This is a genomic window from Micromonospora sp. IBHARD004 (assembly GCF_052814115.1).
This window is the reverse complement of record NZ_CP199934.1, coordinates 2,424,193-2,448,762: the sequence shown is the minus strand read 5'-3', so window position 1 is coordinate 2,448,762 and position 24,570 is coordinate 2,424,193. Positions and strand designations below refer to the sequence as shown.

Here is a 24,570-nt window from a genome sequence, read left to right as displayed (position 1 = left end):
GGGGCTACTCGTCGACGATGTCGGCGATCACCACGGTGACGTTGTCCGGGCCGCCGGCGCGCAGGGCCAGGTCGATCAGCTGACGGGCGCACGCCTCCCGGTCGGCCTGGCCGGCCAGCACCTCGGCGAGGGTGTCCGGGCGGACCACGTTGGAGAGGCCGTCGCTGCACAGCAGCCAGCGGTCGCCGGCCCACGGCACCATCGTCGCGTACGTCGGGGAGACCTCGTCGCCCTGCAACGCCTGGGTGACCACCGCCCGGCGCGGGTGGCTGCTGGCCTGCTCGGCGGTGATCACGCCCTGGTCGACGAGCATCTGCACGAAGGTGTCGTCGCGGGTGACCTGCTTGAGCACCCCTTCGCGGAGCAGGTAGGCCCGGGAGTCGCCGACGTGGGCCAGGGCCAGGCAGCTCCCGGTCCGGGCGAAGAGCAGGGCGGTCAGCGTGGTGCCCATGCCCTGGCGTTCCGGATCCTCCTCCACCGCCTGGCGGATCCGCGCGGTGGTCAGCTCGATCCCGCTCTGCAGGGCGGCGACCAGCGCGTCCTCGGGGGTCTCGACGTCCAGTGGCCCGACCGCGTCGATGGCGATCCAGCTGGCCAGGTCACCGGCCGCCATGCCTCCCATGCCGTCGGCGACGGCGACGAGCCAGCTGCCGGCGTGGAGCGCGTCCTGGTTCCCGCTGCGGATCAGCCCACGGTCGCTCGCCCCGACGGAACGAAGCTTCAGGGTCATGGGAGGCAGCCTGCCAGGCGAAGGGCGCAGTTGTCTCTAGGAGATCAGGACGATGCCGTGTGGCGCGGTGAATCTCACGGTCCGTCGCGCGGCCGACCCGTCGCTCAGCTCATCGGGTCGGATCGATTGACAGCGGCGAGACGCGCTGGAAAACATCGGGCTGTCGGTGGGAGCGCTCCCGGAATCTTCTTCATGGTGTTTCTCCTTCTCGGTCGGTGACACGGGGTGTTCCATCAGGGACTTCGTCGTCGCCACCCGGCCTCGATGCACCTGGCGGGGACATTCCGGCCGGGTCCCGGCCCCGCGCTCGGGCCCAGCCGAGGAACCGCTCCGCCAGGTCGGCCGGCCGGGCATGCCCGTTGAGCTGGGCGAGCTGCTCCCCCGCCTCCTGCATCACCGTGCCGAGATACACCAGCAGCGCCGGCCGGTCGTCGCGGTACTCGACCAGCAGCGCGAGCCGGGCCGGCGGGCACGGCCACTCGGCACCGCACGCGCGGCACCGCCACAGCGGCCGCATGGGTACGTGCGGTCGCGCCGGCCGGCTCACCCCGGCGTCCCGGGACGGCGCGGCGCGGACGGGGCGGGTTCGCTGTGCCGGAACCGGATACGCACGGCGGGACCTCCTTCACGAGTGGTGGGGCGGGCCGCCCCGACGCCGTTGGCGGGGCGGCCCGGCGGTCCCGCCGACGGTTCGGGCCACGGCGGCGGTGCCGTTGATGGGAGCCTGCCGCGCGTCGCGGGACGAGCACACCGCGTAGCGGTAGCGTCGGCGGACGTTCGGGACGTCCCTGTGGAGGTGGGGTGTGAACGACGCGTTGCGGGTCGCCATGGCCGCGATCGGCGAGACGGCGGAGTCGCTGGCGGAGCGGGTCGGTGTCGACCCGAAGACGGCGGCCCGCTGGGTGACGCCCGGCCGGGTGCCGCATCCCCGGCACCGGGTGGCGGTGTCCCGGGCGCTCAGCCGCGAGGTCGGCGAGCTGTGGCCGGAGGTGGTCCGCCGACGCGAGCCGGCCTGGTTCCGGCCCTGGGCCGAGGTGGAACGGGAGGCCACCTCGCTGCGGTCCTTCCAGCCGTCGGTCCTGCCCGGCCTGCTCCAGACCGAGGAGTACGCGCACGCGGTGCTGAGCAGCGGACCGCTGGCCGACGACGAGGTGGAGGGCTACGTGGCCGCCCGGGTCGCCCGGCAGGCGGCGGTCTTCCACCGGCCCCGCCCACCGCTGACCGTCTTCGTGGTCGACGAGGCCGCCCTGCGCCGCGGCGAGCCGGAGATCATGCACCCGCAGCTCGACCACCTGATCGCCATGGCGCAACGGCCCCGCGTCCTGCTGCACGTGCTGCCGCTGCGCGCCGGCTTCCACCCCGGGCAGGCCGGGCCGTTCGTGATCGCCAGCGCCGACGACGGCGACGACGTGGCCTACCTGGACGACCAGGCCGCCGGCCGGACGACAAAGGACGTTGCCGCCCTCTGGCAGGTCTGGGACACTCTCAGGTCGGTGGCGCTCCCGCGCGACCAGTCGATCCAGCTCCTGAAGGCGCGACCATGGCTGACCTGACCGGCGCCCGCTGGCGCACCAGCATCCGCAGCAGCTCCAACGGCGGCGACTGCGTCGAGGTCGCCGACAATCTCCCCGACGTCGTCCTGGTCCGCGACTCCAAGGACCGCACCGGTGGCACGCTGAGCTTCACCCCGGCCGCCTGGCAGGCGTTCGTCGGCGGGCTCCCGGCTTCTCGCCGCGCCTAGCTCACCTCTCCACCCCGGTACCGTCCTCCCCGTACCGGCGTACCGGAGGAGACCTGTGGCGTACCTGTTCCTGCTGGCCGCGATCACCGCCGAGGTGATCGGCACGAGCCTGCTCAAGGCGACGGACGGCTTCACCCGGCCCTGGCCCACGCTCGGCCTGGCGGTGGCGTACCTGTCGGCGTTCGGGCTGCTCGCCCTGGCGGTACGGGACATTCCCGTCGGCGTGGCCTACGCGATCTGGTCCGGTCTGGGCACGGCGGCCATCATGGCCATCGGCGCGGCCTTCCTGGGCGAGCCGCTCAGCGGGGCCAAGGTGATCGGCGCAGGCCTGGTCATCGCCGGGGTGGTCGTGCTCAACCTCGGCGGCGCCCACTGAGCCAGCCGCCCCGAATCCGCTGGACGCGCGGCGGCACGTACGCGAGGGTGGCGGCCATGGACTCCGCCGAGCTGTCCGGCGCGGAGCGTCGGGTGTGGACGGCGCTTCCGGCGGGGACGCGCGCCACGCTGGCTGGTCTGCCCGCCGCGGATCTACGGACGCTGCTGCTGACGGTGGCCCGGGACCGCGCGGCGACGGTGCGCCCGGCTGACGTGCTGCGGCGCTGGCGGGAGGACCGCTTCGTCCGCCCGTCCGACGCCGACCCGCGCGTCCTCGCCGGGCTGGAGGCGCGGATGTGGGAGCTGCTGCCGGCCGACGTGGCGGGCGTGGAGCTGTCCCCGGTCACCCCGCCCGGCACCTGCTCCGCCGTCACGCCGGTCAGCCAGAACCGGATCGTCACCACCATGCGCGGCGCGGAGGTGGTGAGCGACCCCACGAATGCCCTCGCCGTCGAGGCGGCGGCGCGCCGGCAACGGCAGCCCCGGACCGGCGAGGTGCACCTGGCCGCCGCGCACCGGGTGCTCCGGGCGCAGGACTTCGGCCCCGGCGCGTCCGCGCACTTCCGGCTCTTCACGCTGGTGTCCAGCGCCCGCGACACCGGTTCGGGGCGTACCGAGGCCCGGCTGCTGGTCCGGCATCTGGCCTGGTGGCGGGCGGTCCTCGCCGAGTTGGCTCCGTCGAGCGCACCCCGGCTGCACGTCACGGTCCTCGACGACGCGGTGCTCGGCGAACGGCTGGCCGACACCGTCCGCCCGGCACTCGCCGCCGACGGAATCCCGCTGCGGGACGAGCCGGAGCGGGAACGCGGACGGGGCTACTACGTCGGCTGCGCGCTGCGACTCACCCTGCGCGACGGCACGTGGGAGGTCGGCGACGGTGGCCTCACCGACTGGACCGCCCGGCTGACCGGCGACGCCAAGGAACGCTGCCTGGTCTCCTGTCTCGCCACCGAGCGCCTCGTCACCGGCACGGTGCCCCGATGACGGCGCTGGTGGTCCAGCGGATCAAGGTCCGCTGGACCAGCCGCGACGCCGCCGCGGCCACCGTCCGCCGCGGGGTCGTCCAGGAGTACCCGCTCCCGGACGGGCCGGCCGACGGGATCACCGTGCACGACGTGCTGCTGGACGAGGCCACCGGTTACCGGCCCACGGACCGCCTCGGGTCGGGCGACGCGGCGGTCCGCGAGGCGGGCCTCTGGGTCGAGTGGCGCGGCGGCGCGGCGGTGGTGGACCACCTCCCGAGTCGGGCCTCGTACCCGGTCCGGGGGCTCCGCACCCGGTTGTTCTCCCTCGCGCCGGGCCAGCGCGGACGCTGGCGGGCGAACTTCCGTTTCACCGGATGCGCCTGCTCCGCCCGCTGGTGGTACGAACAGTGGACCGTGCAGGTCGCCCACGCCCCGGGCCGCCCCGACCTCTTTCACGCCGCACGGTACGCCCGCGACGTGGACCACCGGGTGCACCTCTACGGGGGTCCACGCCCCGGCCGACGCTGACGGGTCAGCCGACGGGCCGGCGCATGGCGACCCGCTCGGCCGGGTCCAGTCCCATCGCGGCCTCGGCGGCCAGCAGCTCGGCCAGCCCGGGCGTGACCTGCGCCCCGGTCAACTCCCGGAACCCGCACCGGGCGTAGTACGGCCCGTTCCAGGGCACGCTCCGGAACGTGGTCAGCGTCAACGCCGGCAGGCCCTGGTCGGCGGCCCACCCGGCCACGTCGTCGAGCAGTCTCCGCCCGATCCCCCGCCGGGCGTACGCCGGATCGACGCTGAGCTGCTGGACGTGCGCGCAGCCGTCCACCAGGTCGAGCACGGCGAAGGCGAGCGGCCGGTCCGCGGCGTCCACCGCCACCCGGAGTCGCCCGGCCCGCTGGCAGGTGGCGAGCACGTCCAGCGGCAGCGGTGGCATGTCGGCGACGTCGACCATGCCGATCTCCCGGAACGGCGCCCCGGAGGCCAGCTCCATCCGCTGCACCTCAATCAACTCGTCCGGCCGGGCGATCCTGATGCTCTCCACGCCGCCGAGCCAAGCAGAGCGGCGCGATCCGGGCCAGCGTGTTTTTCCGCCCCATCCCGTACCCTGCCCACGGGCGGTACCCGTTCGCCGTCGTCTCCGGCAGCACCCGGGAGTCCGTCACCGCCTCGCTCACCACGCTCGGCCTGCTCGACCGGTTCGACGTGCTGGTCTGCGCCGGCGACTACGCGCGGGCCAAGCCCGACCCCGGCAGCCTTCCTGGTCGCCGCCCGGCTGCTCGGCGTACCCCCGGAGTCCTGCCTCGTCTTCGAGGACACCGACCTGGGCATCGCGGCGGCCACCGCGGCCGGCATGGCGTCGGTCCGCGTACCGCAGCCCGCAGAGCGGGCGGTGACCGGTCTCCTGTGACCGGCGTCGCGTCGCCAGGGACAGCCGGCCCGGCCGGCCCTGCCTAGGGTCGGTGGCATGGCCGTCGATGAGGACGCCGCAGCTCCGCCACGACCGCCGCGTGGGCTGAGGAGAGTCCTGGGCGGGGCGGCCTCGCCGATCCCGCCGCCCGGGCGGCTGCGCACCCTCTCCCTGGCCACCCTGGCCAACACGGTCGGCTCGGGGCTGCGGCTGGCCGGCGCGGCGCTCTACCTCACCCGCGACGTGGGGCTCTCCGCCGCCTCGGTCGGCGCCGGGCTCACCGTCGCCGGGCTGGTCGGGCTGACCGCGAGCGTGCCGCTGGGCAGCCTCGCCGACCGGCGCGACCCGCGTACGCTCCGGGCGGTCCTGCAGCTGTGCCAGGCCGCGGTCGCCGCGTCGTACCTGCTGGTCGGCTCGTTCCCGGTGTTCCTGATCGTCGCGGTGCTCGACGCGCTGCTCACCTCCGGCAACCTGGCGGTCCGCGCCGCCCTGGTCGCCGCCGTCGCCGGGCCGCAGAGGCGGGTGCACGCCTTCGCCACGCTGCGCGCGGTGGCCAACCTCGGCATCGCCGTCGGCGCCGGACTGGCCGGGTTCGCGCTGGCCGCCGACACGCACCTGGCGTACCAGGTGCTGGTGGCCGGCAACTCGGCCACCTACCTGCTCTCGGCGGCGCTGCTGCTGCGCCTGCCGGCCTACCCGCCGGCGGCGGTCGGCGGCCGGGCCACGCGCGGCCCGCGCCGGGCGCTGCGGGACGGTCGGTTCCTCGCGGTCAGCGGGGCGTCGGCGGTGCTCGCGCTACACCTGACGGTGCTCACGCTGATCGTGCCGCTGTGGACGGTGGCCCGCGCCGGGGCGCCGCCGACGGTGGTGTCCGCGGTGCTGCTGACGAACACGCTACTCACCGTGCTGCTGGCGGTGCGGCTCAGCCGGGGCGCGGGCACCGCCGTCCCGGCGGCCCGGAGGATGCGTCGGGCCGGCCTGGTGCTCGCGGCGGCGATGCCGCTCTACGCGGCCACGGCCGGCCTGCCCACCGCCGCGGCGGTCGCGCTCCTGCTGGCCGCCACCGTCGTCTACACGTTCGGGGACCTCTGGCACAGCACCGCCGGGGCGGGTCTCGCCTACGACCTGGCCCCGCCGGACGCCATCGGGGCGTACCAGGGCGCGGACGGACTGCTCGCCGGCCTGGCCCGGGCGGTCGGCCCGGCCCTGCTGACCCTGGTCATCCTCGACGGGGGGACGGTCGGGTGGCTGCTCGTGGCCGCGCTGTTCGCCGGGGTCGGCCTGGCCACCCCGGCGTTGACGAACCAGGCCCTCGCGGACCGGCACGTCGGTCGCCCGCCGGCGGGCGCGGCCGGGACCAGGCAGTCCGATGATCGACCGTCCGCGCCGGTGTAGCAGCATGACGCTCATGAGCGATCAACGGACCATCACCATCCGGCCCGGCGGAGCCGACGACGCGGCCACCGTGCTGCGGCTGCTCGACCGCGCCACCGCCTGGCTGGTGGCCCGCGGCCGGACCGGCCAGTGGGGCACCGAGCCGGCGTCGACCGACCCGCGCCGGATCGCCCAGGCCGACGCCTGGGCGACGGGCGGCGGACTGCACCTGGCGGTGCTCGACGACATCCCGGTCGGCGCGCTGGTGGTCGGTTCCGCCACCGATTACGTCCCCCCGGCCACCGAGCCCGAGCTGTACGTCAACCTGCTGGTCACCGACCGGACGCACGCCGGCCTGGGGATCGGGGCGCGGCTGCTGGAGCACGCCGCGGAGCTGGCCCGGGCGCGCGGGCTGGGGCTGCTGCGGGTGGACTGCTACGGCGGGGACGACCGGGCGCTGGTCCGCTTCTACGAGGGCTGCGGCTTCACCGCCACCGACCGGTTCACCGTGGCGCGCCCGGGTCGGGAGCCCTGGCCGGGCCAGGTCCTCGCCCGCCGCCTCGGCTGAGCGCTCACACCTCGACGTCGACGGGGACGCCCGGCGGCAGCCAGCGGACTGCCCAACGGACCGGCTCGGGCGGGTGACCGCGCCGGCGGGGCGCTGGCTCAGCGGCGGGCACCGCCGGGCCGGTCAGCTTGCGCGAGGCGGTGCCCCAGCCGAACGTGTCGCGCCGGCCGGGCGCCGCGTCAGCCGATCTCCTCGTCTACGAAGCACCAGCGCCAGGTCTCTCCCGGCTGGACGGACCGCATCACCGGGTGTCCGGTGGCCTCGAAGTGCTTCGTCGCGTGCTGGTACGGCGAGGAGTCGCAGCAGCCGACGTGCCCGCACGTCAGGCAGGCCCGCAGGTGCACCCAGTCGGCGTTGCCGATGGCCACGCAGTCCGGACACTCGTCGGTGGTCTTCGGTTCGACCAGGCCCGGCTCGGCCAGATGCTGACAGCTCATCGGTCATCCTCCCGCTCGGCTCGGCGGCTCACTCGTCGGTCTCCTGACGCAGCAACGACTCCTCGAGGTCCAGGTCGCGGTAGGCGCGCACCAGCAACTCCTCGGGGATCTTCCCGGAGTCGCGGGCGGCCCGGAAGACCTCCCGCTCGGCGTCGATCATCTCCTGCCGCAGCCGACCGTACGCCTGGGACGGGGTTTCCCGCTCGGTGCCCCCCAGCCGTTCCCAGGCCAGGTTGGTGCGGCTCTGGACCAGCCCGCGCAGCCGCTCGACGACGGCCGGGGGCGCCCCGTCGGCCAGCTCGTCGAGGCGTTCCCGGGCGGCGCGGCTGGCCTGCTGCTGCACGGCGGCGGCGGAGAGCGCGTCCTGCACCGGGTCGTCCGCCGGCAGTTTCAGCCGCCGGGCGACGGTCGGCAGGGTGGCGCCCTGGGCGACCAGGGTGACCACGATCACCGCGAACGCCAGCCAGATGAAGAGCTGCCGGGGGTACGGCCGCCCATCGGCCAGGGTGAGCGGCAGGGCGAGCGCGGCGGCGAGGGTGACCACGCCGCGCATCCCGGCCCAGCCGAGGACGATGGGGGCCTGCACCGGCGGCGCCGGGTCCCGGCGCCGGACCCGGGGCACCAGCCGGACCAGGTAGGTGGCCGGGAAGAGCCAGACGAACCGGGTCAGGAAGACGACGGCCAGCACCGCGGCGGTGATCCCGGCCAGGAAGCCGAACGGCTCGTTGAGGTCCCGGACCACCTCCCGCAGTTGCAGGCCGACCAGCAGGAAGACCAGCCCCTCCAGCAGGAACCGGCTCAGCCGCCAGAACGCCGCGACCTGGAGCCGGGAGGCGGCCGACATCAGCAGCGGCATCTTGTGGCCGATGCCCAGCCCGGTCACCACCACCGCGACCACCCCGGAGGCGTGGATCTCCTCGGCGGCGAAGACGACCGCGAACGGCACGATCAGCGACAGCGCGTTGTCCAGCACCGCGTCGCTGGTCCGCTGGTGCAGGTACCCGAAGACGACGACGCCGAGCAGCCCGATCAGGATGCCGCCGCCGGTGGAGATCAGCACCTCGCGGGCCACGTCGCCGAACCCGACGCCGCCGCCGGCCGCGGTGGCCGCGGCGATCGCCACCCGCAACAGCACCAGCGCGGTGGCGTCGTTGATCAGGCTCTCCCCCTCCAGGATGGTGACGATCCGGCGGGGGAGGCCGACCTTCCGGGCCACCGCGGTGGCGGCGATCGCGTCCGGCGGCGCCACCACCGCGCCGAGGGCCAGGCAGATCGAGTACGGGACCTGGGGCAGCAGGAGGTGCACGACGGTGCCCACCGCGAACGCCGTGAAGATCACCAGCCCCACCGCGAGCAGCAGGATCGGCCGCAGGTTCAGCCGGAACGCCGGCACCGACGTCTCCAGGGCCGCCACGTAGAGCAGCGGCGGCAGGATGCCCACCAGCACCAGGTTCGGGTCCAGCCGCACCTGCGGGAAGAACGGCAGGAAGGAGAGCGCGAGGCCGAGCACGACCAGCAGGATCGGCGCGAGCAGGCCCAGCCGCCGGGCCAGCGCCGCGCCGAAGGTGGCGATCGCGAGGAAGACCACGACCTGGAACAGAGCTTCCATGGGGTACGAGCCTAGGGGTCGCGGCGGCGGACGGTGATCAGGCGGGCGTCCGCAGCTTCGGCAGCACCTCCGCGCCGAAGGCGTCGATGAACGCCCGCTGCTCCTGCCCGACGTGGTGCAGGGCGATCTGGTCGAAGCCGAGCGCCAGGTACTCCTCCAGCCAGCCGACGTGCCGGCCCAGGTCGGCGGAGACGTGCACGGTGGAGGTGACCTTCGCCAGCGGCACGTCCGCGGAGACGGCGTCGAAGTGCTCGGTCATCTCCAGGTCCCAGCAGACCGGCGGGGCGAAGACGTTGCTGCGCCACTGGTCGTACGCGATCGCCTCGGCCTCGGCCTGGTCGGGCGCCCAGCTCACGTGCGCCTGGAGGTGCAGCGGCCCCCGCCCGCCGGCGTCCCGGTACGCGTCGATCATCTGGCGGAGGTGGTGGACGGGCGCGTTGACGGTGATCAGGCCGTCGGCCCACTCGGCGCACCAGCGCGCGGTGGCCACGCTGACCGCCGCGCCGATCAGGGCCGGCGGCTGTTCCGGGCGGGTCCACAGCTTCGCCCGGTCGACCCGGACCAGCCCGTCGTGGCTGACCTCCTCGCCGGCCAGCAGCGCCCGGATCACGTCGACGCACTCGCGCAGCCGCGCGTTGCGGACGTCCTTGCGCGGCCAGCCGTCGCCGGTGATGTGCTCGTTGCTCGCCTCGCCGGTGCCCAGCGCGGCCCAGAACCGGCCCGGGTACATCGCGCCGAGGGTGCCGATGGCCTGCGCGATGATCGCCGGGTGGTAGCGCTGGCCGGGCGCGTTGACCACGCCGAAGGGCAGGTTGGTGGCCTGGAGCGCGGCGCCCAGCCAGGACCAGGCGAAGCCGGACTGGCCCTGGCGGGCGCTCCACGGGGAGAAGTGGTCCGAGGACATGGCGGCGCCGAAGCCGGCCCGCTCGGCGTGGATCACCGCCGCCAGCAGCTTGCTGGGGTGGATCTGCTCGTGGGACGCGTGGAAGCCGAACACCGTCATGGGCGCACCTCCTACCCATGACGGCGTCCGGCCAATCGCGGCTACTCGGCGTGCGCGCCGGCCCCGGCGGAGGCGGCGCCCTCCCCCACCCAGACGGTCTTGGTGTTGCAGAACTCCCGCATGCCGAAGGCGGAGAGCTCCCGGCCGTAGCCGGAGTTCTTCACGCCGCCGAAGGGAAGCTCCGGGAAGGACGTGGTCATGCCGTTGATGAAGACGTTGCCGGCGTCCAGGTCGGTGGCGAAGCGCTCCTGCTCGGCCGGGTCGGTGGTCCAGGCGTTGGAGCCGAGGCCGAACGTGGTGCCGTTGGCCACCTCGATCGCCTCGTCGTACGACGAGACCCGGTAGAGGCCGGCGACCGGGCCGAAGACCTCCTCGGACCACATCCGCATCTGCGGGGTCAGGTCGGTGACCACGGTCGGCGGGTAGTACCAGCCGTCACCGGCGGGCTTCTCGCCGCCACAGAGGACGGTCGCGCCCTGGTCGACCGCGTCCTGCACCTGGGCATGCACCTCGTCCCGCCCGTGTTCGCTGGCCAGGGGGCCGACGGCGGTGCCGCCGTCCATCGGGTCGCCGACCTTCAGCGCCGCCATGTTCGCGGCGAACTTCTCGGCGAAGGCGTCGAAGGCGTCAGTGTGCACGATGAACCGCTTCGCGGCGATGCAGGACTGGCCGTTGTTCTGGCAGCGGGCGGTGGTGGCGACCTCGGCGGCCCGGTCCAGGTCGGCCGAGGGCATCACCACGAACGGGTCGCTGCCGCCGAGTTCGAGCACCGTCTTCTTCACTTCCCGGCCGGCGATCTGGGCGATCGAGCGGCCCGCGGTCTCGCTGCCGGTCAGGGTGGCGGCGCGGACCCGGGGGTCGCTGAGGATCCGGTCGACGGCCTCCGAGCCGACCAGCAATGTGGTGAACGCGCCCTCGGGGAAGCCGGCCCGGCGGAAGAGGTCCTCCAGGTAGAGGGCGGTCTGCGGCACGTTGGAGGCGTGCTTGAGCAGGCCGGTGTTGCCGGCCATCAGGGCCGGCGCGGCGAAGCGCATGACCTGCCAGAGCGGGAAGTTCCACGGCATCACCGCGAGCACCGGGCCGATCGGCTGGTAGCGGACGAACGCCCGTTTCGCCTTCACCGCCTTCGCGTCGGCCGGCTCGTCGGCGAGCATCCGCTCGGCGTTGGCGGCGTAGAAACGGCAGGCGGTGGCGCACTTGGTCACCTCGGCCTGCGCCGCCGCGTACGTCTTGCCCATCTCGGTGGTCATCAGCCGGGCGGTGTCGCCGCGTTCGGCGTCGAGCAGGTCGGCCGCCGCGTTCATCCACTGCGCCCGCTGGGCGACGGTGGTGCGGTGCAGGTCCCGGTAGGCGAGGTCGGCCCGCTCGATGGCGGCGTCGATCTGCTCGTCCGACATCGGGTCGTACGTCTTGAGCACCTGTCCGGTGGCGGGGTTGGTGGTGGCGATGGGCATGTCGTGCTCCTGTCACTCGAACAGTGAGTGCCGCGCGCCCGGCTCCTCGCGGTGGCGGGCGGCGCGTCGGCGCTGGATGACGATCAGGTCCACCACGGCCACGACGGCGAGGACCGCGCAGAGGACGCCCAGCCAGGCCACGTGGGCCCAGAACGCCACCACCGCGAAGACGGTCATGGTCACCAGCCCGAAGGTGGCGAGCGCGAGCCGCAGGTTCAGCGCGCTGTACGCGTTACTGACCCTGCGGCGGGGCTGTGATCGCGTCATTCCTCCGGGCTACCCCGGCACGGGGCCCGCTAACCGGTCGCACCGCCGCTGGGGACCGCCGGTGATCCCGGCCACCGAGCGGGTATCCGGTGGATGCGAGCCCCCGGTGGGTTGCGTTACACCGGTACGCCGCGACCGGGCCGATCCCGGCGACGGCGGGGAGGATTGGGGCATGACCATGACCCACGCGGCGCCGGTGACCGTCGCCATCGCCCGACGCGCCGATCCGGCGCGCGGCGACGAGATGGTGGCGTGGATGCGGGCCGGCACGGCGCTGGCCGAGAGCTTCCCCGGCTTCCTCGGCGCCGGGTTCGTGCAGCGTGCGCCCGGGTCGCCCGAGTGGCACATGCTGTACCGCTTCGCCGACGACGAGACGCTGCGCCGGTGGGAGGAGTCCCCGCAGCGGAACTGGTGGCTCACCTCGGCCCAGGGCATCGTCGAGCACACCCGGATGGAGCGGCGGACCGGCATCGAGGGCTGGTTCGACGCGCCGGTTGACCACGTGGTGGAGAGGCTCGTCCCGGGCGACGCCGAGCCGGCGGTTCCGGCCGCGCCGCCGAGGTGGAAGCAGGCGGTGACGATCTGGCTGGCGTTCTTCCCGCTGAGCCTCACCGCGACCCTGCTCACCGCCCGGTTCATCGCCGACGTGCCCCTGGCGGTGCGGACCCTGCTGATGACGCTCTGCCTCACCCCGCTGATGACCTACCTGGTGCTGCCCCGGATCACCCGGGCCCTGCACTGGTGGCTGCACGGCCAGCCGGCCCCCTGGCGGACCGGCCGCTAGTGCTCTGACCACAAACGTTCGCCGGGTTGGTCGGGGTTGGGGGAAAGTGTCGTACCGGTGGTGTTGGCTTCGGTTCGTGCCTCGCCGTCGGGATCCTTCCGCCCCGCGGGTCGTGCATCGCACCGCGCGCGTCGCGTTGCGGGTGACGCCCGGGCAGCGGCGGCGGTGTTTCGGGCTGCTGCGCTCCGCCGGTGACCTGTGGGCGTGCGTGTTGGAGGTGAACGCGTGGCGGCGCCGCCGTCACGACGCGCCGCTGGTCGGCTATCAGCAGTTGTGCCGGGAGCTGTCCGCGTCGGGGCCGGGCACGTTCGCAGAACTGGACACCACGGGTGCCCGGTCGGTGTTGCGCCGGTTCTCCGATGCGTGGTTCGCGGCGGCGAAACGCCGCAAGGACGGTGACGTGTCGGCGCGGTTTCCGCGTCGTCGGCGGGGGTTGGTGCCGGTGCGCTGGTATCACGGCACGTTCACCCTCGACGGGCGCCGCGTCCGGATCCCGACCGCCAGGGGCAGTGCGGCGTTGTGGGTGCGCCTGGCGCGGGAGGTGCCGTATCCGGCCGAGCAGGTCCGGTCGATCACCCTGCTGTGTGAGGGTGGCCAGCTGTTCCTCGACGTCACCGCCGAGGTGCCGGTGGCGGTCTACCCGCCGGGTGAGGGACCGGACTCCGGCAGGGTGGCCGGGGTGGATCTCGGGATTATCCACCCCTACGCCGTGGCCGGCCCCGACGGGGAGGCACTGCTGGTGTCGGGGCGGGCGATCCGCGCCGAGCACCGCATGCACCTCGCCGACACCAAAGCCCGCCGCCGCGCCGTGGCACGGCGGGCGCCGAAACGTGGTGAGAAGGGGTCGCGGCGGTGGCGGCAGTACCGCCGCCGGACACGCCTGGTGGAGGGGCCGGCACCGGCGCAGGGTCCGCCAGGCCCAGCACGAAGCCGCCCGCGGCGTCGTCTCGTGGGCGGTGCGGCAGCGGGTCGGTGTGCTGCACGTCGGTGATCCCCGCGGGGTGCTGAATCTGCCGGCGGGGCGGCGGCACAACCTGCGGTTGCGGCAGTGGCAGATCGGCCGGCTCCTGCAGGTCCTCACCGATAAGGCCATCCTGGCCGGTATCACCGTCCGGCTGGTCGACGAACGCGGCACCTCCTCCACCTGCCCCGCCTGCCGCCGTCGGGTGCCGAAACCCCGGGGCAGGACATTGTCCTGCCCGCACTGCGCATTCTCCGGCCACCGCGACCTGGTCGCGGCCGCCAGCATCGCCACCCGCGTTCCGGGCGGCGGACCCACCACCCCGGCAGCCGTTGTGCTGCCGCAGGTGGTCACGCACCGTCGAGCCGGCCGGCACCTGCCCGGTGCCGGCCGGTCCCGACGTGACCCCCGCCGCCCACCAGGGGTGGCGCGAGGATCAGTTGGCCTGCGGAGGCCCGCCCCACCACCCGGTGGGGAGTCGCTCGCCCGCAAGGCGAGGATCCACAACACCCACCGGAAACCCGGTGAACGTTAGTGGACACCGCACTAGCACGCCAAATTTAACGACAGTTGTCAATGCCTAAAAGTTGACAGGAGTCGCTCCCCATCGCTCGGCGCGCATAGGGTCACCGTGCCGTTGCTCTGCGCCGCCGGACGGGGGACGTGATGCCTCGACGCTGGGTCGCCGCTCTCGCCTGCGTGGCGGCGCTGGTCGCGATCGCCTGTGACGGGGCGGACGCCTCGCCGCGACCGTCGGGCTCCGCGCGCCCCGGCGCGCCGGCGGTGATGTCCGCGCTCGGCGACTCGATCACCACCGGCTTCGCCTCCTGCCTGGTGCTGGTCACCTGCGAACGCAACTCCTGGTCCACCGGGGACGGATTGCGGGTGGAGAGCCACTACCGGCGGCTGCGTGAGCGCAACCCCGCGTTGCGGGCGTACGACCGGGCGACGCCGGGGGCCCGGGCCACGGCACTGGCCGGGCAGGCCGGCGCGGCGGTCCGCGACCAGGCGGACTACGTCACGGTGCTGATCGGCGCCAACGACGCCTGCCATGGCGGCATCGACGCGATGACCCCGGTGGCCGCCTTCCGCAGCCAGGTCGACCGGGGCCTGCGGGTGCTGCGCAAGGGCCGGCCCAGAGCGCGGGTGCTGGTGGTCAGCATCCCCGACCTGTACCGGCTCTGGGAGCTGGGGCACACCGAGCCCCGGGCGGTACGGGCCTGGGGATACGGCATCTGCCCGGCCCTGCTGGCCGACCCGACCTCGACGGCGCCCGCCGCCATGGCCCGCCGGGCCCGGTTCCGGCAGCGGATCGACGACTAGAACGGCCAGCTCCGCGCGGCCTGCCGGGCGTACGGGTCACGCTGCCGGTGGGACGCCGGGGCGGCGCACCGGCTCCGCTTCGGCCTCGACCTGGTCAACTCCCTGGACTGGTTCCACCCGAACGCCTCCGGCCAGGACCGGCTCGCCGACGTGAGCTGGCCGGCCGCCCGCTGGCCGGGTTGACCGGCGCCCGCCACCCGACTCGGGCGTCCTGCGGGAGCGCGGGACGGCGGCCGGTCAGGGGCGGCGCTGCCGGGGCAGGCCGTCCGGGCCGTTGCGGTAGAGGGCGCGGGCCCGCTCGGCGAGATCCTTGGTGGCCGAGGAGTTGGCCCAGGTGCCGAGGACGATCGCCGCGCCGGGGACCACCTTGGCGACGACCCGCTTCGCCGCCCGCATGCCGGCCATCTGGGCCAGCCGGACGCCGAGCTGGAGCATGACCCTGCCCAGCGGGCGCTCCCCGGCCATCCCGAAGAGGGCCTCGGCGCGTTCCCGCCCGGCGGCCACCCCGAGGGCGAGCCGGGCGGTCTCGGCGACCTTGTGCACCCGCTGCAGCACCAGCAGGTCGGTGGCCCGGTCGGGGTGCACCGGGTCGACGCCGTGCGCCGCCGCGACGTGCAGCACCAACCGGGCCTGGGTCCAGGCCAGCACGCCCACGTCGATCACCGCGCCGGGCAGCCCGGCGACGCCGGACACCGCGCCGGAGAGCCGGGCCCGGTTGACGAACCGGCGGACCGCCTGGTCGGCCAGCTCGTCACCCGGGACGTCGGGCCGGGCCGCGCGTTCCCGGGCGGCCCACTGCGCCGCCTCCGGCCCGAGTCGCCGGACGGCCTCCAGGGCCAGGTGCTCCGGGGCGTACTGCGGGTCGTCCCGCATTCGGTCCCAGAGCGTGGCCGGCGGCGCCTCGGGGGCGTCGGCCGGCGCGGCGGGCGGGGTCGGGACGGTGTGCTCACCGTCGACGGGCGCGGGTTCGGTCACCAGTGCTCCCGAGGGTCGGTTCGCGGCGTACGGGGTCAGCGCCGGCGGCTGGACAGCCGGGAGGCCAGCTGCTGGAGCTTGCGCTGGTTCTCCGGCTTGGCCAGCTGGCGCCGGCCCCGATCGACGAGCTGCTGACCGCGCGGCGAGCGCAGGAACGTGCTGATCCGTTGCACCAGTGACATGTCGTCCTCCTGTCGGCGGTCCCCCGTCATGTGTACCCGGGACCGGCAACCCCTGGTACCCGGAACCGCCGTCCGGCACGCGTCCACATTGCGGCCCGGCCCCGGTCAGCCGAGGATCGCGTCGACGACCTGCTCGGCCCGCCACTCGTGCTGGGCGTACGCCCAGGGGAAGGCGGAGACCTGTACGGCCTGGGCGGCATCGGTCAGCGCCATGTCCTGCCAGCCGGGGATCTCCTCCAGCGCGGCGAGGAACTGGTGGGTGGCGAACTTCGGGTCCATCAGGTCCCCCACCGACCCCCAGCCGCTGCTGGGGCGCTGCTGGAACAGCCCGACCGAGTCGTGGTCCCAGCCGATGGCCTGGTGCGGGTAGTTCTGCGACTCGGGCAACACCGCGCTGGCGTAGTTGTAGAGGTTGCTTTCCTGCATGGCGGTGGCCACCGCGATGACCAGGCCGCGACGGGGCACGCCCATGTCCCGGCCCGCGCGCACGATCGCCTTGGCGTTGTCCATCTGGTCCTCGTCGAGGCCGGCCACCGGGGCGATCCGCTTCGGCTTGGGCTTCGGCTTCGGCTTCGGCTTGGCCGCGGGCTTCTTCGTCGCCGACGGGGAGACGTCCGGGTCGGCGGTCTGCGCGACCGGTGCCGGCGTCTGCCGCTCGCTGCCCCGGGAGGCCGCGTCCGGGGTCGCCCGCTGGGCGACCTCCACCGGCTGGGCGGGGGTCTCGGTGCCACCGATCGCGCCGGCGCCGACCTGGGCGACGCCGACCAGGCCCAGGCAGCAGACTGCGCCGGTGGCCACGGCCAGCCGGGTTCGGCCGGGCCGGGCGGCGAGGGGGTTAGTGAACCCGCCGAGGCGGGTACGGAGGGAGCCGAGGGTGGAGAGCCGGGGAGCGGAGGGCTCGGTGAGGCTGGTTGACCGATCGGTGGATGGGGTATCGTCCGAACGGTCAGCCGAACCGCCGAGGCCGTACTGGTCGTCGAGGGTGCCGTCGTCACGCATTCGACGAGGTTAGGCAGGGCGAGCCCTGGTCACCCAGCGTCACGGAGTGGCCCTGCCCACAGTTGCGCCCTTCCGAACCGGACCCGGCCGGCCACCCCGGGCGCGGCCGGGAGGATCCTCGCGGACCGGTCAAACCTCCGCCCGGTCGTGAGTCCTGCCGCCCGGGGGAGGTAGCACGCGTCCGGCGACCGGCCGGCCCATGAACGACTAACTAGTCCTTTCGGCCGACCCGTCACTCCACCATCCGGTGACCTGGGGGTGCAAGATCGGCGTATTCGCCCTGATTTGATCATCCGGTGCGCCAAATTGTGATCATCCAACGGGTGCCGAGCCGGGTCCTGCCGGAATGGATCAGGATGGCGGGTACGTTGCCCGAACCGGGTGCCGTGCGCGCACGGCCACCCGTACGCGCGTATCCAGGGAGGTCCCAACCGGTGCTCGACCCACACGAGCTCTACGAACTCACCGACGAGCTGCCCGAACTCGGTCAACCGGTGCTGATCCAGGCGCTCACCGGCTTCGTCGACGCCGGCAGCGCCGCCCGGCTGGCCCGCGAGCAGCTGGTCACCTCCCTTGAGGCACGCCCGATCGCCCGGTTCGACGTCGACCAGCTCTTCGACTACCGCTCCCGCCGCCCGGTGATGACCTTCGTGGAGGACCACTGGGCCGACTACGACGCCCCGGCGCTGGAGCTGCACCTGCTCCACGACGACGACGAGACCCCCTTCCTGCTGCTCACCGGCCCCGAGCCGGATCTCCAGTGGGAGCGGTTCGTGGCCGCGGTCGCCGGGCTCTCCGCCCGGCTGGACGTCCGGCTCACCGCAGGGCTGAACTCCATCCCGATGGCGGTGCCGCACACCCGGCCCACCGGGGTCACCGCGCACGCCACCCGCCCGGAGCTGATCGCCGGCTACGAGCCGTGGCTGCAGCGGGTCCAGGTGCCCGGCAGCGTCGGCCACCTGCTGGAGTACCGCCTCGGCGAGCAGGGCCGCGACGCGCTCGGCTTCGCCGCGCACGTGCCGCACTACGTCGCCCAGTCCGAGTACCCGGCTGCCGCCGAGGCGCTGCTCGCCTCGGTCTCCCGCAGCACCGGCCTGCTGCTGCCCCGGGACGGGCTGCGCGCGGCCGCCGAGGTGGTCCGGGTGGAGATCGACCGCCAGGTCGCGCAGACCGAGGAGGCGGCCACCCTGGTCCAGGCCCTGGAGGAGCAGTACGACGCGTTCGCCCGGGGCCGCGGCGAGAAGAACCTGCTCGCCGCCGAGACCGGCCCGCTGCCCACTGCCGACGAGCTCGGCGCCGAGCTGGAACGCTTCCTGGCCGAGCAGACCCGCCCGGGCGACACCCCGGGAAGCTGATCGGGCGCGGCCGGCGCGCCTGCGGCGGCGGGTCGGGGCGGGATGCGGCAGGCTGAAGGCATGCGCCTGGCGACCTGGAACGTCAACTCGGTGAAGGCCCGCCTGCCCCGGCTGCTCGACTGGCTGGCCACCACGAAACCCGACGTCGTCTGCCTGCAGGAGACCAAGTGCCCCGACGGGGCGTTCCCGGTCGGCGAGGTGGGCGAGCTGGGCTACGAGGCGGCCAGCCACAGCGACGGCCGGTGGAACGGCGTGGCCATCCTCTCCCGGGTCGGGCTGGCCGACGTGGCCGTCGGGTTCCCCGCCGAGCCCGGCTTCCCCGAGCCCGAGGCCCGGGCCATCTCGGCGACCTGCGACGGGGTGCGGGTCTGGTCGGTGTACGTGCCGAACGGCCGCGCCCCCGACGACCCGCATTACACGTACAAGCTGGCCTGGTTCGCCGCGCTGCGCGACGCGCTCGAACCGGAGCTGACCACCGGGCTGCCCCTGGCCGTCTGCGGCGACTTCAACGTCGCGCCGACCGACGCCGACGTCTGGGACCCGGCGCTCTTCGTCGCCTCCACCCACGTCACCCCCGCCGAGCGGGCGGCCCTGGCCGCGCTGCGCGACCTCGGGCTCAGCGACGTGGTGCCCACCCCGATGAAGGGCCCGCACCCCTTCACCTACTGGGACTACCGCGCCGGGATGTTCCACCAGAACAAGGGCATGCGGATCGACCTGGTGTACGCCTCCGCCCCGTTCGCCCGCGCGGTCCGCTCCGCGTACGTGGACCGGGAGGCGCGCAAGGGCAAGGGCCCCTCGGACCACGCCCCGATCGTGGTCGACGCCGACCTGGTGCCGGCCGTCGAGGCGCTCTGAGCCGCCCGGCCGTCGACGCGGCCCGGTCCGGCAGCGGTCGTTAGGGTGGAGCAATGGCAGTCGTGAAGATCAACGCGATCGACGTCCCGTCCGGCGCCGGCGAGGAGCTGGAGAAGCGGTTCGCGGCCCGGGCCGGCGCGGTGGAGAACTCCCCCGGCTTCCTCGGCTTCGAGCTGCTCCGCCCGGTCGCCGGGGAGAGCCGCTACTTCGTCTACACCCGCTGGGAGTCCGAGGAGGCGTACCAGGCGTGGGCGGCCGGACCGTCCCGGGTCGCGCACGCCGGCGGCGCGGGTGGCGAACAGCGCCGGCCGGTCGCCAGCGGCGCCACCCTGCTGGAGTTCGAGGTGGTCCAGCAGGTGCCCGGCAAGGGCTGAGCCCGGTCAGGGCCGGCGGGTGTCGACCAGCGAGGCGAACGCGATCACGTTGTCCGCGTACCCGGCCCGCCCGCCCAACCACTCGCCGCCGCAGGTGATCAGGCGCAGCCCCGGCGGGCCCTCGTCGCCGTACACCCGGTCGGCCGGCAGGTTGGCCTTGTCGAAGTGCTCGACCGTGTCGACCTCGAAGGTCACCACGCTCCGGTCCGACCGGGTCACCTCGATCCGGTCACCGGGCTTGAGCTTGCCGAGCTGGTAGAAGACCGCCGGGCCGCTCTTGGTGTCCACGTGTCCGACGATGATCGCCCGGCCCGGCTCCCCCGGGGTCGGGCCGCGGTCGTACCAACCGGTCTGGTTGTGCTTGCTCAGCGGCGGCACGGCGATCGAGCCGTCCCTGGCCTGCCCGACGGGTGTCACCGGCGCACTGACCTTGATCGCCGGCACGGAGAGGCTGACCGGGCGGCTCGCCGGCAGCGAGCCCTCCGGCGGCGGGTCGCCCTGCCCGGGGCGTACCGCGTCGGCGGCCCAGTCGAACGGCCCCGCGGTGCGGCCGAGCCCCGCCCCGGTGGCGAAGACCCCGACCAGGACCAGCACCACGGCCAGCGGCGCGGACCAGGGGCTGCGGCCCGCCCGGTCACGCCGGGCCGGCCGGGCGGCCGGCTGCGGGGCGGGATGCGAGGCCATGGCGGGACTCAGCGGCGGGCGGCGCCACGGACGGTACGGGGCCGACGCGACGCCACGACGCCGACGGCCGCCCCGGCCAGGGTCAGCGCGAGTCCCATCGGCACCAGCAGGCCGCCGAGGCCGACCCCGGCGCTGCCGCCGAAGCCGGTCGCCGGTCCACGGCTGGGCGCGACCCGCTTCACCACCTGGAGCATCGTCGACGCGGTCTGCCCGCTCGGGCACTCCAGCTTGACCCGGTAGTTGCCGGGACGGGTGCGCTCGTTGACCATCGGCGAGGCGGTCAGCAGCCCGCGTTGCGGCTGCACCTGCACCCGGCCGAAGGCGTCCGACACCACGGTCGCCGGCACCGAGTTGTCCCGGCAGCTCGCCCGGATGCCGACCAGGAAGCCGGGCTCCACGGTGCTCGGGGTGACCTCAACGAAGATCACCTCGCCGGGCGGCGGTGAGGACTGCCCGGGCGCCGGCTCGGCGACGGGGACCGGGGCGGCCAGGGCGGGGACCGCCCCGACCAGCGGGGCGGCGAACGCGGCAGCCGCGATCACCAACGCCGCGCGGCGCGTGACTGACACCATGACCCCTCCCGGCGCCGTAGGGCGGTACCGGGCAGCGGGCCGCCCGTCCTGCCGTACGGGATGAATCCTCTCACCCCCGGCCGCACCTCACATCCGATCGGCCGAACCGTCGCGTAGGCTCGGGTCGCTGTGACCTCCACCGACCAGAACCCCGCCGCCCCGCCCGCGCACGTCGCGCCGATCCGCACCTTCCACCCCCGCCGGGGGCGGATGAGCGGTCGTCAGGTCGACGCGCTGGACCGGCTCTGGCCGGCGTACGGCCTGGACATCGCCGAGCTGGACGGGCCGTTCGATCCGGCGGCGCTCTTCGGCCGGCGGGCCCCGCTGGTGCTGGAGATCGGGTCCGGCATGGGCGACGCCACCGCCGCGATGGCGGCGGCCGATCCGGGCCGGCACTATCTGGCGGTCGAGGTGCACACGCCCGGCATTGCCAACCTCCTGGAGCTGGCGGAACGGCACCCGCTGGGCAACGTCCGGGTGGCCCGGGGCGACGCGCTGGACCTGGTCCGGGCGCTGCCGGAGGGCTCGCTGGACGCGGTGCACGTCTTCTTCCCCGACCCCTGGCCCAAGTCGCGGCACCACAAGCGGCGGCTGATCCAGCCCGGCCACGTGGCGCTGCTGCGGTCCCGGCTGGCCCCCGGCGGGACGCTGCACTGCGCCACCGACTGGGCCGAGTACGCCGAGTCGATGCGGCAGACCCTGACCGCCGACCCGGAGCTGGTCGACACCCACGGCGGCTTCGCCCCGCGCCCCGCGCACCGCCCGGTGACGAAGTTCGAGCGGCGCGCCCTCACCGCCGGCCGACCGGTCTTCGACCTGGTCCACCGCCGGGTCGCCGCCACCGCCGCGCCCGCCCGGGGCTGACCCGCGGGCGTACCCCTCCGGGTGGTCGGCGTCGGCCGGGATCGGGACGCGCGGGACGGATCGCGCGCCCGGCGGGCGCCGCCGACGCCCCGGTTGGCGCTGCGGCCCATGATCCAGGCACCATGGGGAGCGCTATGACGCTCACTGCCGCGCTGCCTCGACGCGCCGACCCCGACACCCTCTTCGACGCGTTCGCCGGCTGGGCGAAGGAGCGCGGCCTCGACCTCTATCCCCACCAGGAGGAGGCGGTCATCGAGATCGTCTCCGGCGCGAACGTGATCATGAATACGCCGACCGGCTCGGGCAAGAGCCTGGTCGCGATCGCCGCCCACTTCGCCGCCCTGGCCGACGACCGGACCACCTTCTACACCGCGCCGATCAAGGCGCTGGTCTCGGAGAAGTTCTTCGCCCTCTGCGAGGTCTTCGGCGCCGAGAACGTCGGCATGCTCACCGGCGACGCCAGCGTCAACGCCGACGCCCCGATCATCTGTTGCACCGCGGAGATCCTGGCCAACCTGGCGCTGCGCGAGGGCGCCCGGGCCGACGTCGGCCAGGTGATCATGGACGAGTTCCACTTCTACGCCGAACCGGACCGGGGCTGGGCCTGGCAGGTGCCGATCATCGAGCTGCCGCAGGCGCAGTTCGTCCTGATGTCCGCCACGCTCGGCGACACCACCCGGTTCGTCGACGACCTGACCCGGCGCACCGGCCGGCCGACCGCCGTCGTCCGCTCGGCCGAGCGGCCGGTCCCGCTCCTCTTCTCGTACGCGATGACCCCGCTGCACGAGACCCTGGAGGAGCTGCTGGCCACCAAGCAGGCCCCGGTCTACGTCGTGCACTTCACCCAGGCCGCCGCGCTGGAACGCGCCCAGGCGCTGATGAGCGTCAACGTCTGCACCCGCGCCGAGAAGGACATGATCGCCCAGGCGATCGGGAACTTCCGGTTCACCTCCGGCTTCGGCAAGACGCTGTCCCGGCTGGTCCGGCACGGCATCGGCGTGCACCACGCCGGCATGCTGCCCAAGTACCGCCGCCTGGTGGAGACCCTCGCCCAGGCCGGGCTGCTCAAGGTCATCTGCGGCACCGACACCCTGGGCGTCGGCATCAACGTGCCGATCCGCACCGTGCTCTTCACCGGCCTGTCCAAGTACGACGGGGTGCGCACCCGGCTGCTCAAGGCCCGCGAGTTCCACCAGATCGCCGGTCGGGCCGGGCGGGCCGGCTTCGACACCCTCGGCCGGGTCGTCGTGCAGGCGCCCGAGCACGTGATCGAGAACGAGAAGGCCCTCGCCAAGGCCGGCGACGACCCGAAGAAGCGCCGCAAGGTGGTCAAGAAGAAGCCGCCGGAGGGCTCGATCGGCTGGGGCGAGCCGACCTTCCAGCGCCTGGTCGAGGCCGAGCCGGAGCCGCTGACCTCCAGCTTCCAGGTCAGCCACTCGATGCTGCTCAACGTGATCGGCCGCCCCGGCGACGCGTTCGCCTCGATGCGGCACCTGCTCACCGACAACCACGAGGACCGGGCCGCCCAGCGGAGGCACATCCGCCGGGCCATCGCCATCTACCGGGCGCTGCTGGCCGGCGGGGTGGTCGAGCAGCTCCCCGAGCCGGACGAGACCGGCCGGCGGGTCCGGCTCACCGTCGACCTCCAGCTCGACTTCGCGCTCAACCAGCCGCTCTCCCCGCTCGCCCTGGCGACGATCGAGCTGCTGGACCAGGAGTCCCCGTCGTACGCCCTCGACGTGCTCTCGGTGATCGAGTCGATCCTCGACGACCCGCGCCAGGTGCTCTCCGCGCAGCAGTTCAAGGCCCGCGGCGAGGCGGTCGCCGCGATGAAGGCCGAGGGCATCGAGTACGAGGCCCGACTGGAACTGCTCGACGAGGTGACCTGGCCGAAGCCGCTCGCGGAGCTGCTGGACGGCGCGTACGAGATGTACCGGCAGGGGCACCCCTGGGTCGCCGACCACCAGCTCTCCCCCAAGTCCGTCGTCCGGGACATGTACGAGCGGGCGATGACCTTCACCGAGTACGTGCAGTTCTACGGGCTGTCCCGCTCGGAGGGCCTGGTGCTGCGGTACCTCGCCGACGCGTACAAGACGCTGCGGCAGACCGTGCCCGAGGACGCCAAGACCGAGGAGCTGGTCGACCTCATCGAGTGGCTGGGCGAGCTGGTCCGCCAGGTCGACTCCAGCCTGATCGACGAGTGGGAGCGGCTGCGCAACCCGTCCGACGTGGCGGAGGTGGCCCTGGCCCACGCGGCCCTGGACGACCGGCCGCCGGCCGTGACCCGCAACGCGCGGGCGTTCCGGGTGCTGGTGCGCAACGCGCTGTTCCGCCGGGTCGAGCTGGCCGCCCTGCGCCGCTGGGACCTGCTCGGCGAGCTCGACGCCGGGAACGGCTGGGACGCCGACGCCTGGGCGGACGCGCTGGAGCCGTACTTCGACGCGTACGACTCGATCGGGGTGGGGCCGGACGCCCGCGGGCCGGCGCTGCTCATGATCGAGCAGGGCCGGGACCGGTGGACCGTCCGGCAGATCCTCGACGACCCGGAGGGCGACCACGACTGGGGCATCAGCGCCGAGGTCGACCTGGCCGCCTCCGACGAGGTGGGCGCCGCCGTCGTCCGGATCACCGCCGTGGAGCAGCTGTAGAAATTTCTCTCCGAGGGGCCGTCCGGTGCGTCCGAAGGACGGTGTCCGGTCCGCTTC

The 24,570-nt window shown here is 74.2% G+C and carries 28 protein-coding genes and 2 pseudogenes; 18 read left to right on the top strand and 12 right to left on the bottom strand.

From position 1 onward, the window contains the following. Window positions 1–4: 4 nt before the first annotated feature. Window positions 5–730, bottom strand: a complete 726-nt coding sequence (locus tag ACTWO6_RS11880; RefSeq protein ID WP_446219681.1) for a PP2C family protein-serine/threonine phosphatase — start codon at window positions 728–730, stop codon at window positions 5–7. An 827-nt stretch (window positions 731–1,557) separates the two neighbouring features. On the opposite strand from ACTWO6_RS11880, the gene ACTWO6_RS11875 reads away from it, so the two are divergent. The 5 genes from ACTWO6_RS11875 to ACTWO6_RS11855 are packed head-to-tail and all read left to right on the top strand — an operon-like array spanning window position 1,558 to window position 4,339. Continuing rightward, window positions 1,558–2,283: a DUF5753 domain-containing protein gene (locus ACTWO6_RS11875; RefSeq protein WP_446220634.1), complete on the top strand. Its 726-nt coding sequence runs from the start codon at window positions 1,558–1,560 to the stop codon at window positions 2,281–2,283. Beyond that, complete coding sequence (locus ACTWO6_RS11870; protein WP_446219680.1) at window positions 2,271–2,471, top strand: DUF397 domain-containing protein; 201 nt, start codon at window positions 2,271–2,273, stop codon at window positions 2,469–2,471. Before ACTWO6_RS11875 ends, ACTWO6_RS11870 begins: the two co-directional genes overlap by 13 nt. A 55-nt stretch (window positions 2,472–2,526) precedes the next feature. Then, window positions 2,527–2,847, top strand: a complete 321-nt coding sequence (locus ACTWO6_RS11865; protein ID WP_446219679.1) for a DMT family transporter — start codon at window positions 2,527–2,529, stop codon at window positions 2,845–2,847. Between the two features lie 56 nt (window positions 2,848–2,903). After that, the gene (locus tag ACTWO6_RS11860; RefSeq protein ID WP_446219678.1) at window positions 2,904–3,830 is read left to right on the top strand and encodes a hypothetical protein; all 927 of its coding nucleotides are present in this window, start codon (window positions 2,904–2,906) and stop codon (window positions 3,828–3,830) included. Further along, window positions 3,827–4,339 (top strand): hypothetical protein, encoded by a 513-nt coding sequence (locus ACTWO6_RS11855; protein WP_446219677.1) that lies wholly within the window; start codon window positions 3,827–3,829, stop codon window positions 4,337–4,339. The genes ACTWO6_RS11860 and ACTWO6_RS11855 overlap by 4 nt, the downstream gene beginning before the upstream one ends. 4 nt (window positions 4,340–4,343) lie before the next feature. Here ACTWO6_RS11855 and ACTWO6_RS11850 read toward each other — a convergent pair whose 3' ends face one another. Then, on the bottom strand, window positions 4,344–4,856 hold the full coding sequence (locus tag ACTWO6_RS11850; RefSeq protein WP_446219676.1) for a GNAT family N-acetyltransferase: 513 nt from the start codon (window positions 4,854–4,856) through the stop codon (window positions 4,344–4,346). A 38-nt stretch (window positions 4,857–4,894) separates the two neighbouring features. On the opposite strand from ACTWO6_RS11850, the pseudogene ACTWO6_RS11845 reads away from it, so the two are divergent. The 4 genes and pseudogenes from ACTWO6_RS11845 to ACTWO6_RS11830 all read left to right on the top strand — a co-directional run. Then, a pseudogene (locus tag ACTWO6_RS11845) lies at window positions 4,895–5,005 on the top strand (hypothetical protein); the annotation flags it as partial. Between the two features lie 67 nt (window positions 5,006–5,072). Next, window positions 5,073–5,222 carry an HAD-IA family hydrolase gene (locus ACTWO6_RS11840; protein WP_446220633.1) on the top strand — a complete coding sequence of 50 codons (150 nt, stop codon included), beginning with the start codon at window positions 5,073–5,075 and terminating at the stop codon, window positions 5,220–5,222. A 105-nt stretch (window positions 5,223–5,327) separates the two neighbouring features. After that, a complete protein-coding gene (locus ACTWO6_RS11835) occupies window positions 5,328–6,617 on the top strand; it encodes an MFS transporter (RefSeq protein ID WP_446220632.1) in 1,290 nt (429 codons plus the stop codon). A gap of 13 nt (window positions 6,618–6,630) precedes the next feature. Beyond that, on the top strand, window positions 6,631–7,164 hold the full coding sequence (locus tag ACTWO6_RS11830) for a GNAT family N-acetyltransferase (protein WP_446219675.1): 534 nt from the start codon (window positions 6,631–6,633) through the stop codon (window positions 7,162–7,164). 179 nt (window positions 7,165–7,343) lie between these two features. Here ACTWO6_RS11830 and ACTWO6_RS11825 read toward each other — a convergent pair whose 3' ends face one another. The 5 genes from ACTWO6_RS11825 to ACTWO6_RS11805 are packed head-to-tail and all read right to left on the bottom strand — an operon-like array spanning window position 7,344 to window position 11,934. Further along, window positions 7,344–7,601 carry a UBP-type zinc finger domain-containing protein gene (locus ACTWO6_RS11825; RefSeq protein ID WP_446219674.1) on the bottom strand — a complete coding sequence of 86 codons (258 nt, stop codon included), beginning with the start codon at window positions 7,599–7,601 and terminating at the stop codon, window positions 7,344–7,346. Between the two features lie 28 nt (window positions 7,602–7,629). Then, window positions 7,630–9,210 (bottom strand): Na+/H+ antiporter, encoded by a 1,581-nt coding sequence (locus tag ACTWO6_RS11820; RefSeq protein WP_446219673.1) that lies wholly within the window; start codon window positions 9,208–9,210, stop codon window positions 7,630–7,632. A 37-nt stretch (window positions 9,211–9,247) separates the two neighbouring features. Next, window positions 9,248–10,213 carry a TIGR03885 family FMN-dependent LLM class oxidoreductase gene (locus ACTWO6_RS11815; RefSeq protein ID WP_446219672.1) on the bottom strand — a complete coding sequence of 322 codons (966 nt, stop codon included), beginning with the start codon at window positions 10,211–10,213 and terminating at the stop codon, window positions 9,248–9,250. Window positions 10,214–10,254: 41 nt separating this feature from the next. Then, complete coding sequence (locus ACTWO6_RS11810) at window positions 10,255–11,667, bottom strand: NADP-dependent succinic semialdehyde dehydrogenase (protein ID WP_446219671.1); 1,413 nt, start codon at window positions 11,665–11,667, stop codon at window positions 10,255–10,257. 12 nt (window positions 11,668–11,679) lie between these two features. Next, entirely contained in the window at window positions 11,680–11,934 is a 255-nt protein-coding gene (locus ACTWO6_RS11805) for a DUF6343 family protein (protein WP_446219670.1), read from the bottom strand. A 172-nt stretch (window positions 11,935–12,106) separates the two neighbouring features. On the opposite strand from ACTWO6_RS11805, the gene ACTWO6_RS11800 reads away from it, so the two are divergent. The 4 genes and pseudogenes from ACTWO6_RS11800 to ACTWO6_RS11785 all read left to right on the top strand — a co-directional run bounded on the left by ACTWO6_RS11800 (window position 12,107) and on the right by ACTWO6_RS11785 (window position 15,185). After that, entirely contained in the window at window positions 12,107–12,718 is a 612-nt protein-coding gene (locus tag ACTWO6_RS11800; protein ID WP_446219669.1) for an antibiotic biosynthesis monooxygenase, read from the top strand. A gap of 112 nt (window positions 12,719–12,830) precedes the next feature. Next, entirely contained in the window at window positions 12,831–13,709 is an 879-nt protein-coding gene (locus ACTWO6_RS11795; protein ID WP_446219668.1) for a hypothetical protein, read from the top strand. A 10-nt stretch (window positions 13,710–13,719) separates the two neighbouring features. Next, a complete protein-coding gene (locus ACTWO6_RS11790) occupies window positions 13,720–14,214 on the top strand; it encodes a zinc ribbon domain-containing protein (RefSeq protein ID WP_446219667.1) in 495 nt (164 codons plus the stop codon). Between the two features lie 131 nt (window positions 14,215–14,345). Next, window positions 14,346–15,185: pseudogene (locus ACTWO6_RS11785) on the top strand (GDSL-type esterase/lipase family protein). Between the two features lie 54 nt (window positions 15,186–15,239). Here ACTWO6_RS11785 and ACTWO6_RS11780 read toward each other — a convergent pair. The 3 genes from ACTWO6_RS11780 to ACTWO6_RS11770 all read right to left on the bottom strand — a co-directional run bounded on the left by ACTWO6_RS11780 (window position 15,240) and on the right by ACTWO6_RS11770 (window position 17,158). Then, on the bottom strand, window positions 15,240–15,977 hold the full coding sequence (locus ACTWO6_RS11780; protein ID WP_446219666.1) for an EcsC family protein: 738 nt from the start codon (window positions 15,975–15,977) through the stop codon (window positions 15,240–15,242). A gap of 35 nt (window positions 15,978–16,012) precedes the next feature. After that, complete coding sequence (locus ACTWO6_RS11775) at window positions 16,013–16,159, bottom strand: hypothetical protein (RefSeq protein WP_446219665.1); 147 nt, start codon at window positions 16,157–16,159, stop codon at window positions 16,013–16,015. Between the two features lie 105 nt (window positions 16,160–16,264). Next, entirely contained in the window at window positions 16,265–17,158 is an 894-nt protein-coding gene (locus ACTWO6_RS11770) for a peptidase M23 (RefSeq protein WP_446219664.1), read from the bottom strand. A 434-nt stretch (window positions 17,159–17,592) separates the two neighbouring features. Here ACTWO6_RS11770 and ACTWO6_RS11765 point away from each other — a divergent pair, with 434 nt between their 5' ends. The 3 genes from ACTWO6_RS11765 to ACTWO6_RS11755 are packed head-to-tail and all read left to right on the top strand — an operon-like array spanning window position 17,593 to window position 19,745. Further along, on the top strand, window positions 17,593–18,513 hold the full coding sequence (locus tag ACTWO6_RS11765; RefSeq protein ID WP_446219663.1) for a proteasome assembly chaperone family protein: 921 nt from the start codon (window positions 17,593–17,595) through the stop codon (window positions 18,511–18,513). Between the two features lie 60 nt (window positions 18,514–18,573). Further along, complete coding sequence (locus ACTWO6_RS11760) at window positions 18,574–19,371, top strand: exodeoxyribonuclease III (RefSeq protein ID WP_446219662.1); 798 nt, start codon at window positions 18,574–18,576, stop codon at window positions 19,369–19,371. A 53-nt stretch (window positions 19,372–19,424) separates the two neighbouring features. After that, complete coding sequence (locus ACTWO6_RS11755; RefSeq protein WP_446219661.1) at window positions 19,425–19,745, top strand: antibiotic biosynthesis monooxygenase family protein; 321 nt, start codon at window positions 19,425–19,427, stop codon at window positions 19,743–19,745. Window positions 19,746–19,751: 6 nt separating this feature from the next. Here ACTWO6_RS11755 and ACTWO6_RS11750 read toward each other — a convergent pair whose 3' ends face one another. After that, window positions 19,752–20,429, bottom strand: a complete 678-nt coding sequence (locus ACTWO6_RS11750; RefSeq protein WP_446219660.1) for a class F sortase — start codon at window positions 20,427–20,429, stop codon at window positions 19,752–19,754. Window positions 20,430–20,437: 8 nt separating this feature from the next. Then, on the bottom strand, window positions 20,438–21,001 hold the full coding sequence (locus ACTWO6_RS11745; protein ID WP_446219659.1) for a hypothetical protein: 564 nt from the start codon (window positions 20,999–21,001) through the stop codon (window positions 20,438–20,440). Between the two features lie 129 nt (window positions 21,002–21,130). Between ACTWO6_RS11745 and trmB the strand changes: the two genes are divergently transcribed. Next, complete coding sequence (trmB, locus tag ACTWO6_RS11740) at window positions 21,131–21,865, top strand: tRNA (guanosine(46)-N7)-methyltransferase TrmB (protein ID WP_446219658.1); 735 nt, start codon at window positions 21,131–21,133, stop codon at window positions 21,863–21,865. Between the two features lie 134 nt (window positions 21,866–21,999). Next, complete coding sequence (locus tag ACTWO6_RS11735) at window positions 22,000–24,513, top strand: DEAD/DEAH box helicase (RefSeq protein WP_446219657.1); 2,514 nt, start codon at window positions 22,000–22,002, stop codon at window positions 24,511–24,513. Window positions 24,514–24,570: the final 57 nt, after the last annotated feature.

Coding starts and splice junctions, on each gene's coding strand:
- ACTWO6_RS11775 (WP_446219665.1), bottom strand. CDS start 16,159: ATGTCACTGGTGCAACGGATCAGCACGTTCCTGCGCTCGCCGCGCGGT.
- ACTWO6_RS11860 (WP_446219678.1), top strand. CDS start 2,904: ATGGACTCCGCCGAGCTGTCCGGCGCGGAGCGTCGGGTGTGGACGGCG.
- ACTWO6_RS11750 (WP_446219660.1), bottom strand. CDS start 20,429: ATGGCCTCGCATCCCGCCCCGCAGCCGGCCGCCCGGCCGGCCCGGCGT.
- ACTWO6_RS11830 (WP_446219675.1), top strand. CDS start 6,631: ATGAGCGATCAACGGACCATCACCATCCGGCCCGGCGGAGCCGACGAC.
- ACTWO6_RS11880 (WP_446219681.1), bottom strand. CDS start 730: ATGACCCTGAAGCTTCGTTCCGTCGGGGCGAGCGACCGTGGGCTGATC.
- ACTWO6_RS11760 (WP_446219662.1), top strand. CDS start 18,574: ATGCGCCTGGCGACCTGGAACGTCAACTCGGTGAAGGCCCGCCTGCCC.
- ACTWO6_RS11820 (WP_446219673.1), bottom strand. CDS start 9,210: ATGGAAGCTCTGTTCCAGGTCGTGGTCTTCCTCGCGATCGCCACCTTC.
- ACTWO6_RS11825 (WP_446219674.1), bottom strand. CDS start 7,601: ATGAGCTGTCAGCATCTGGCCGAGCCGGGCCTGGTCGAACCGAAGACC.
- ACTWO6_RS11855 (WP_446219677.1), top strand. CDS start 3,827: ATGACGGCGCTGGTGGTCCAGCGGATCAAGGTCCGCTGGACCAGCCGC.
- ACTWO6_RS11735 (WP_446219657.1), top strand. CDS start 22,000: ATGACGCTCACTGCCGCGCTGCCTCGACGCGCCGACCCCGACACCCTC.
- ACTWO6_RS11810 (WP_446219671.1), bottom strand. CDS start 11,667: ATGCCCATCGCCACCACCAACCCCGCCACCGGACAGGTGCTCAAGACG.
- ACTWO6_RS11805 (WP_446219670.1), bottom strand. CDS start 11,934: ATGACGCGATCACAGCCCCGCCGCAGGGTCAGTAACGCGTACAGCGCG.
- ACTWO6_RS11815 (WP_446219672.1), bottom strand. CDS start 10,213: ATGACGGTGTTCGGCTTCCACGCGTCCCACGAGCAGATCCACCCCAGC.
- ACTWO6_RS11770 (WP_446219664.1), bottom strand. CDS start 17,158: ATGCGTGACGACGGCACCCTCGACGACCAGTACGGCCTCGGCGGTTCG.
- ACTWO6_RS11870 (WP_446219680.1), top strand. CDS start 2,271: ATGGCTGACCTGACCGGCGCCCGCTGGCGCACCAGCATCCGCAGCAGC.
- ACTWO6_RS11755 (WP_446219661.1), top strand. CDS start 19,425: ATGGCAGTCGTGAAGATCAACGCGATCGACGTCCCGTCCGGCGCCGGC.
- ACTWO6_RS11800 (WP_446219669.1), top strand. CDS start 12,107: ATGACCATGACCCACGCGGCGCCGGTGACCGTCGCCATCGCCCGACGC.
- ACTWO6_RS11745 (WP_446219659.1), bottom strand. CDS start 21,001: ATGGTGTCAGTCACGCGCCGCGCGGCGTTGGTGATCGCGGCTGCCGCG.
- ACTWO6_RS11875 (WP_446220634.1), top strand. CDS start 1,558: ATGGCCGCGATCGGCGAGACGGCGGAGTCGCTGGCGGAGCGGGTCGGT.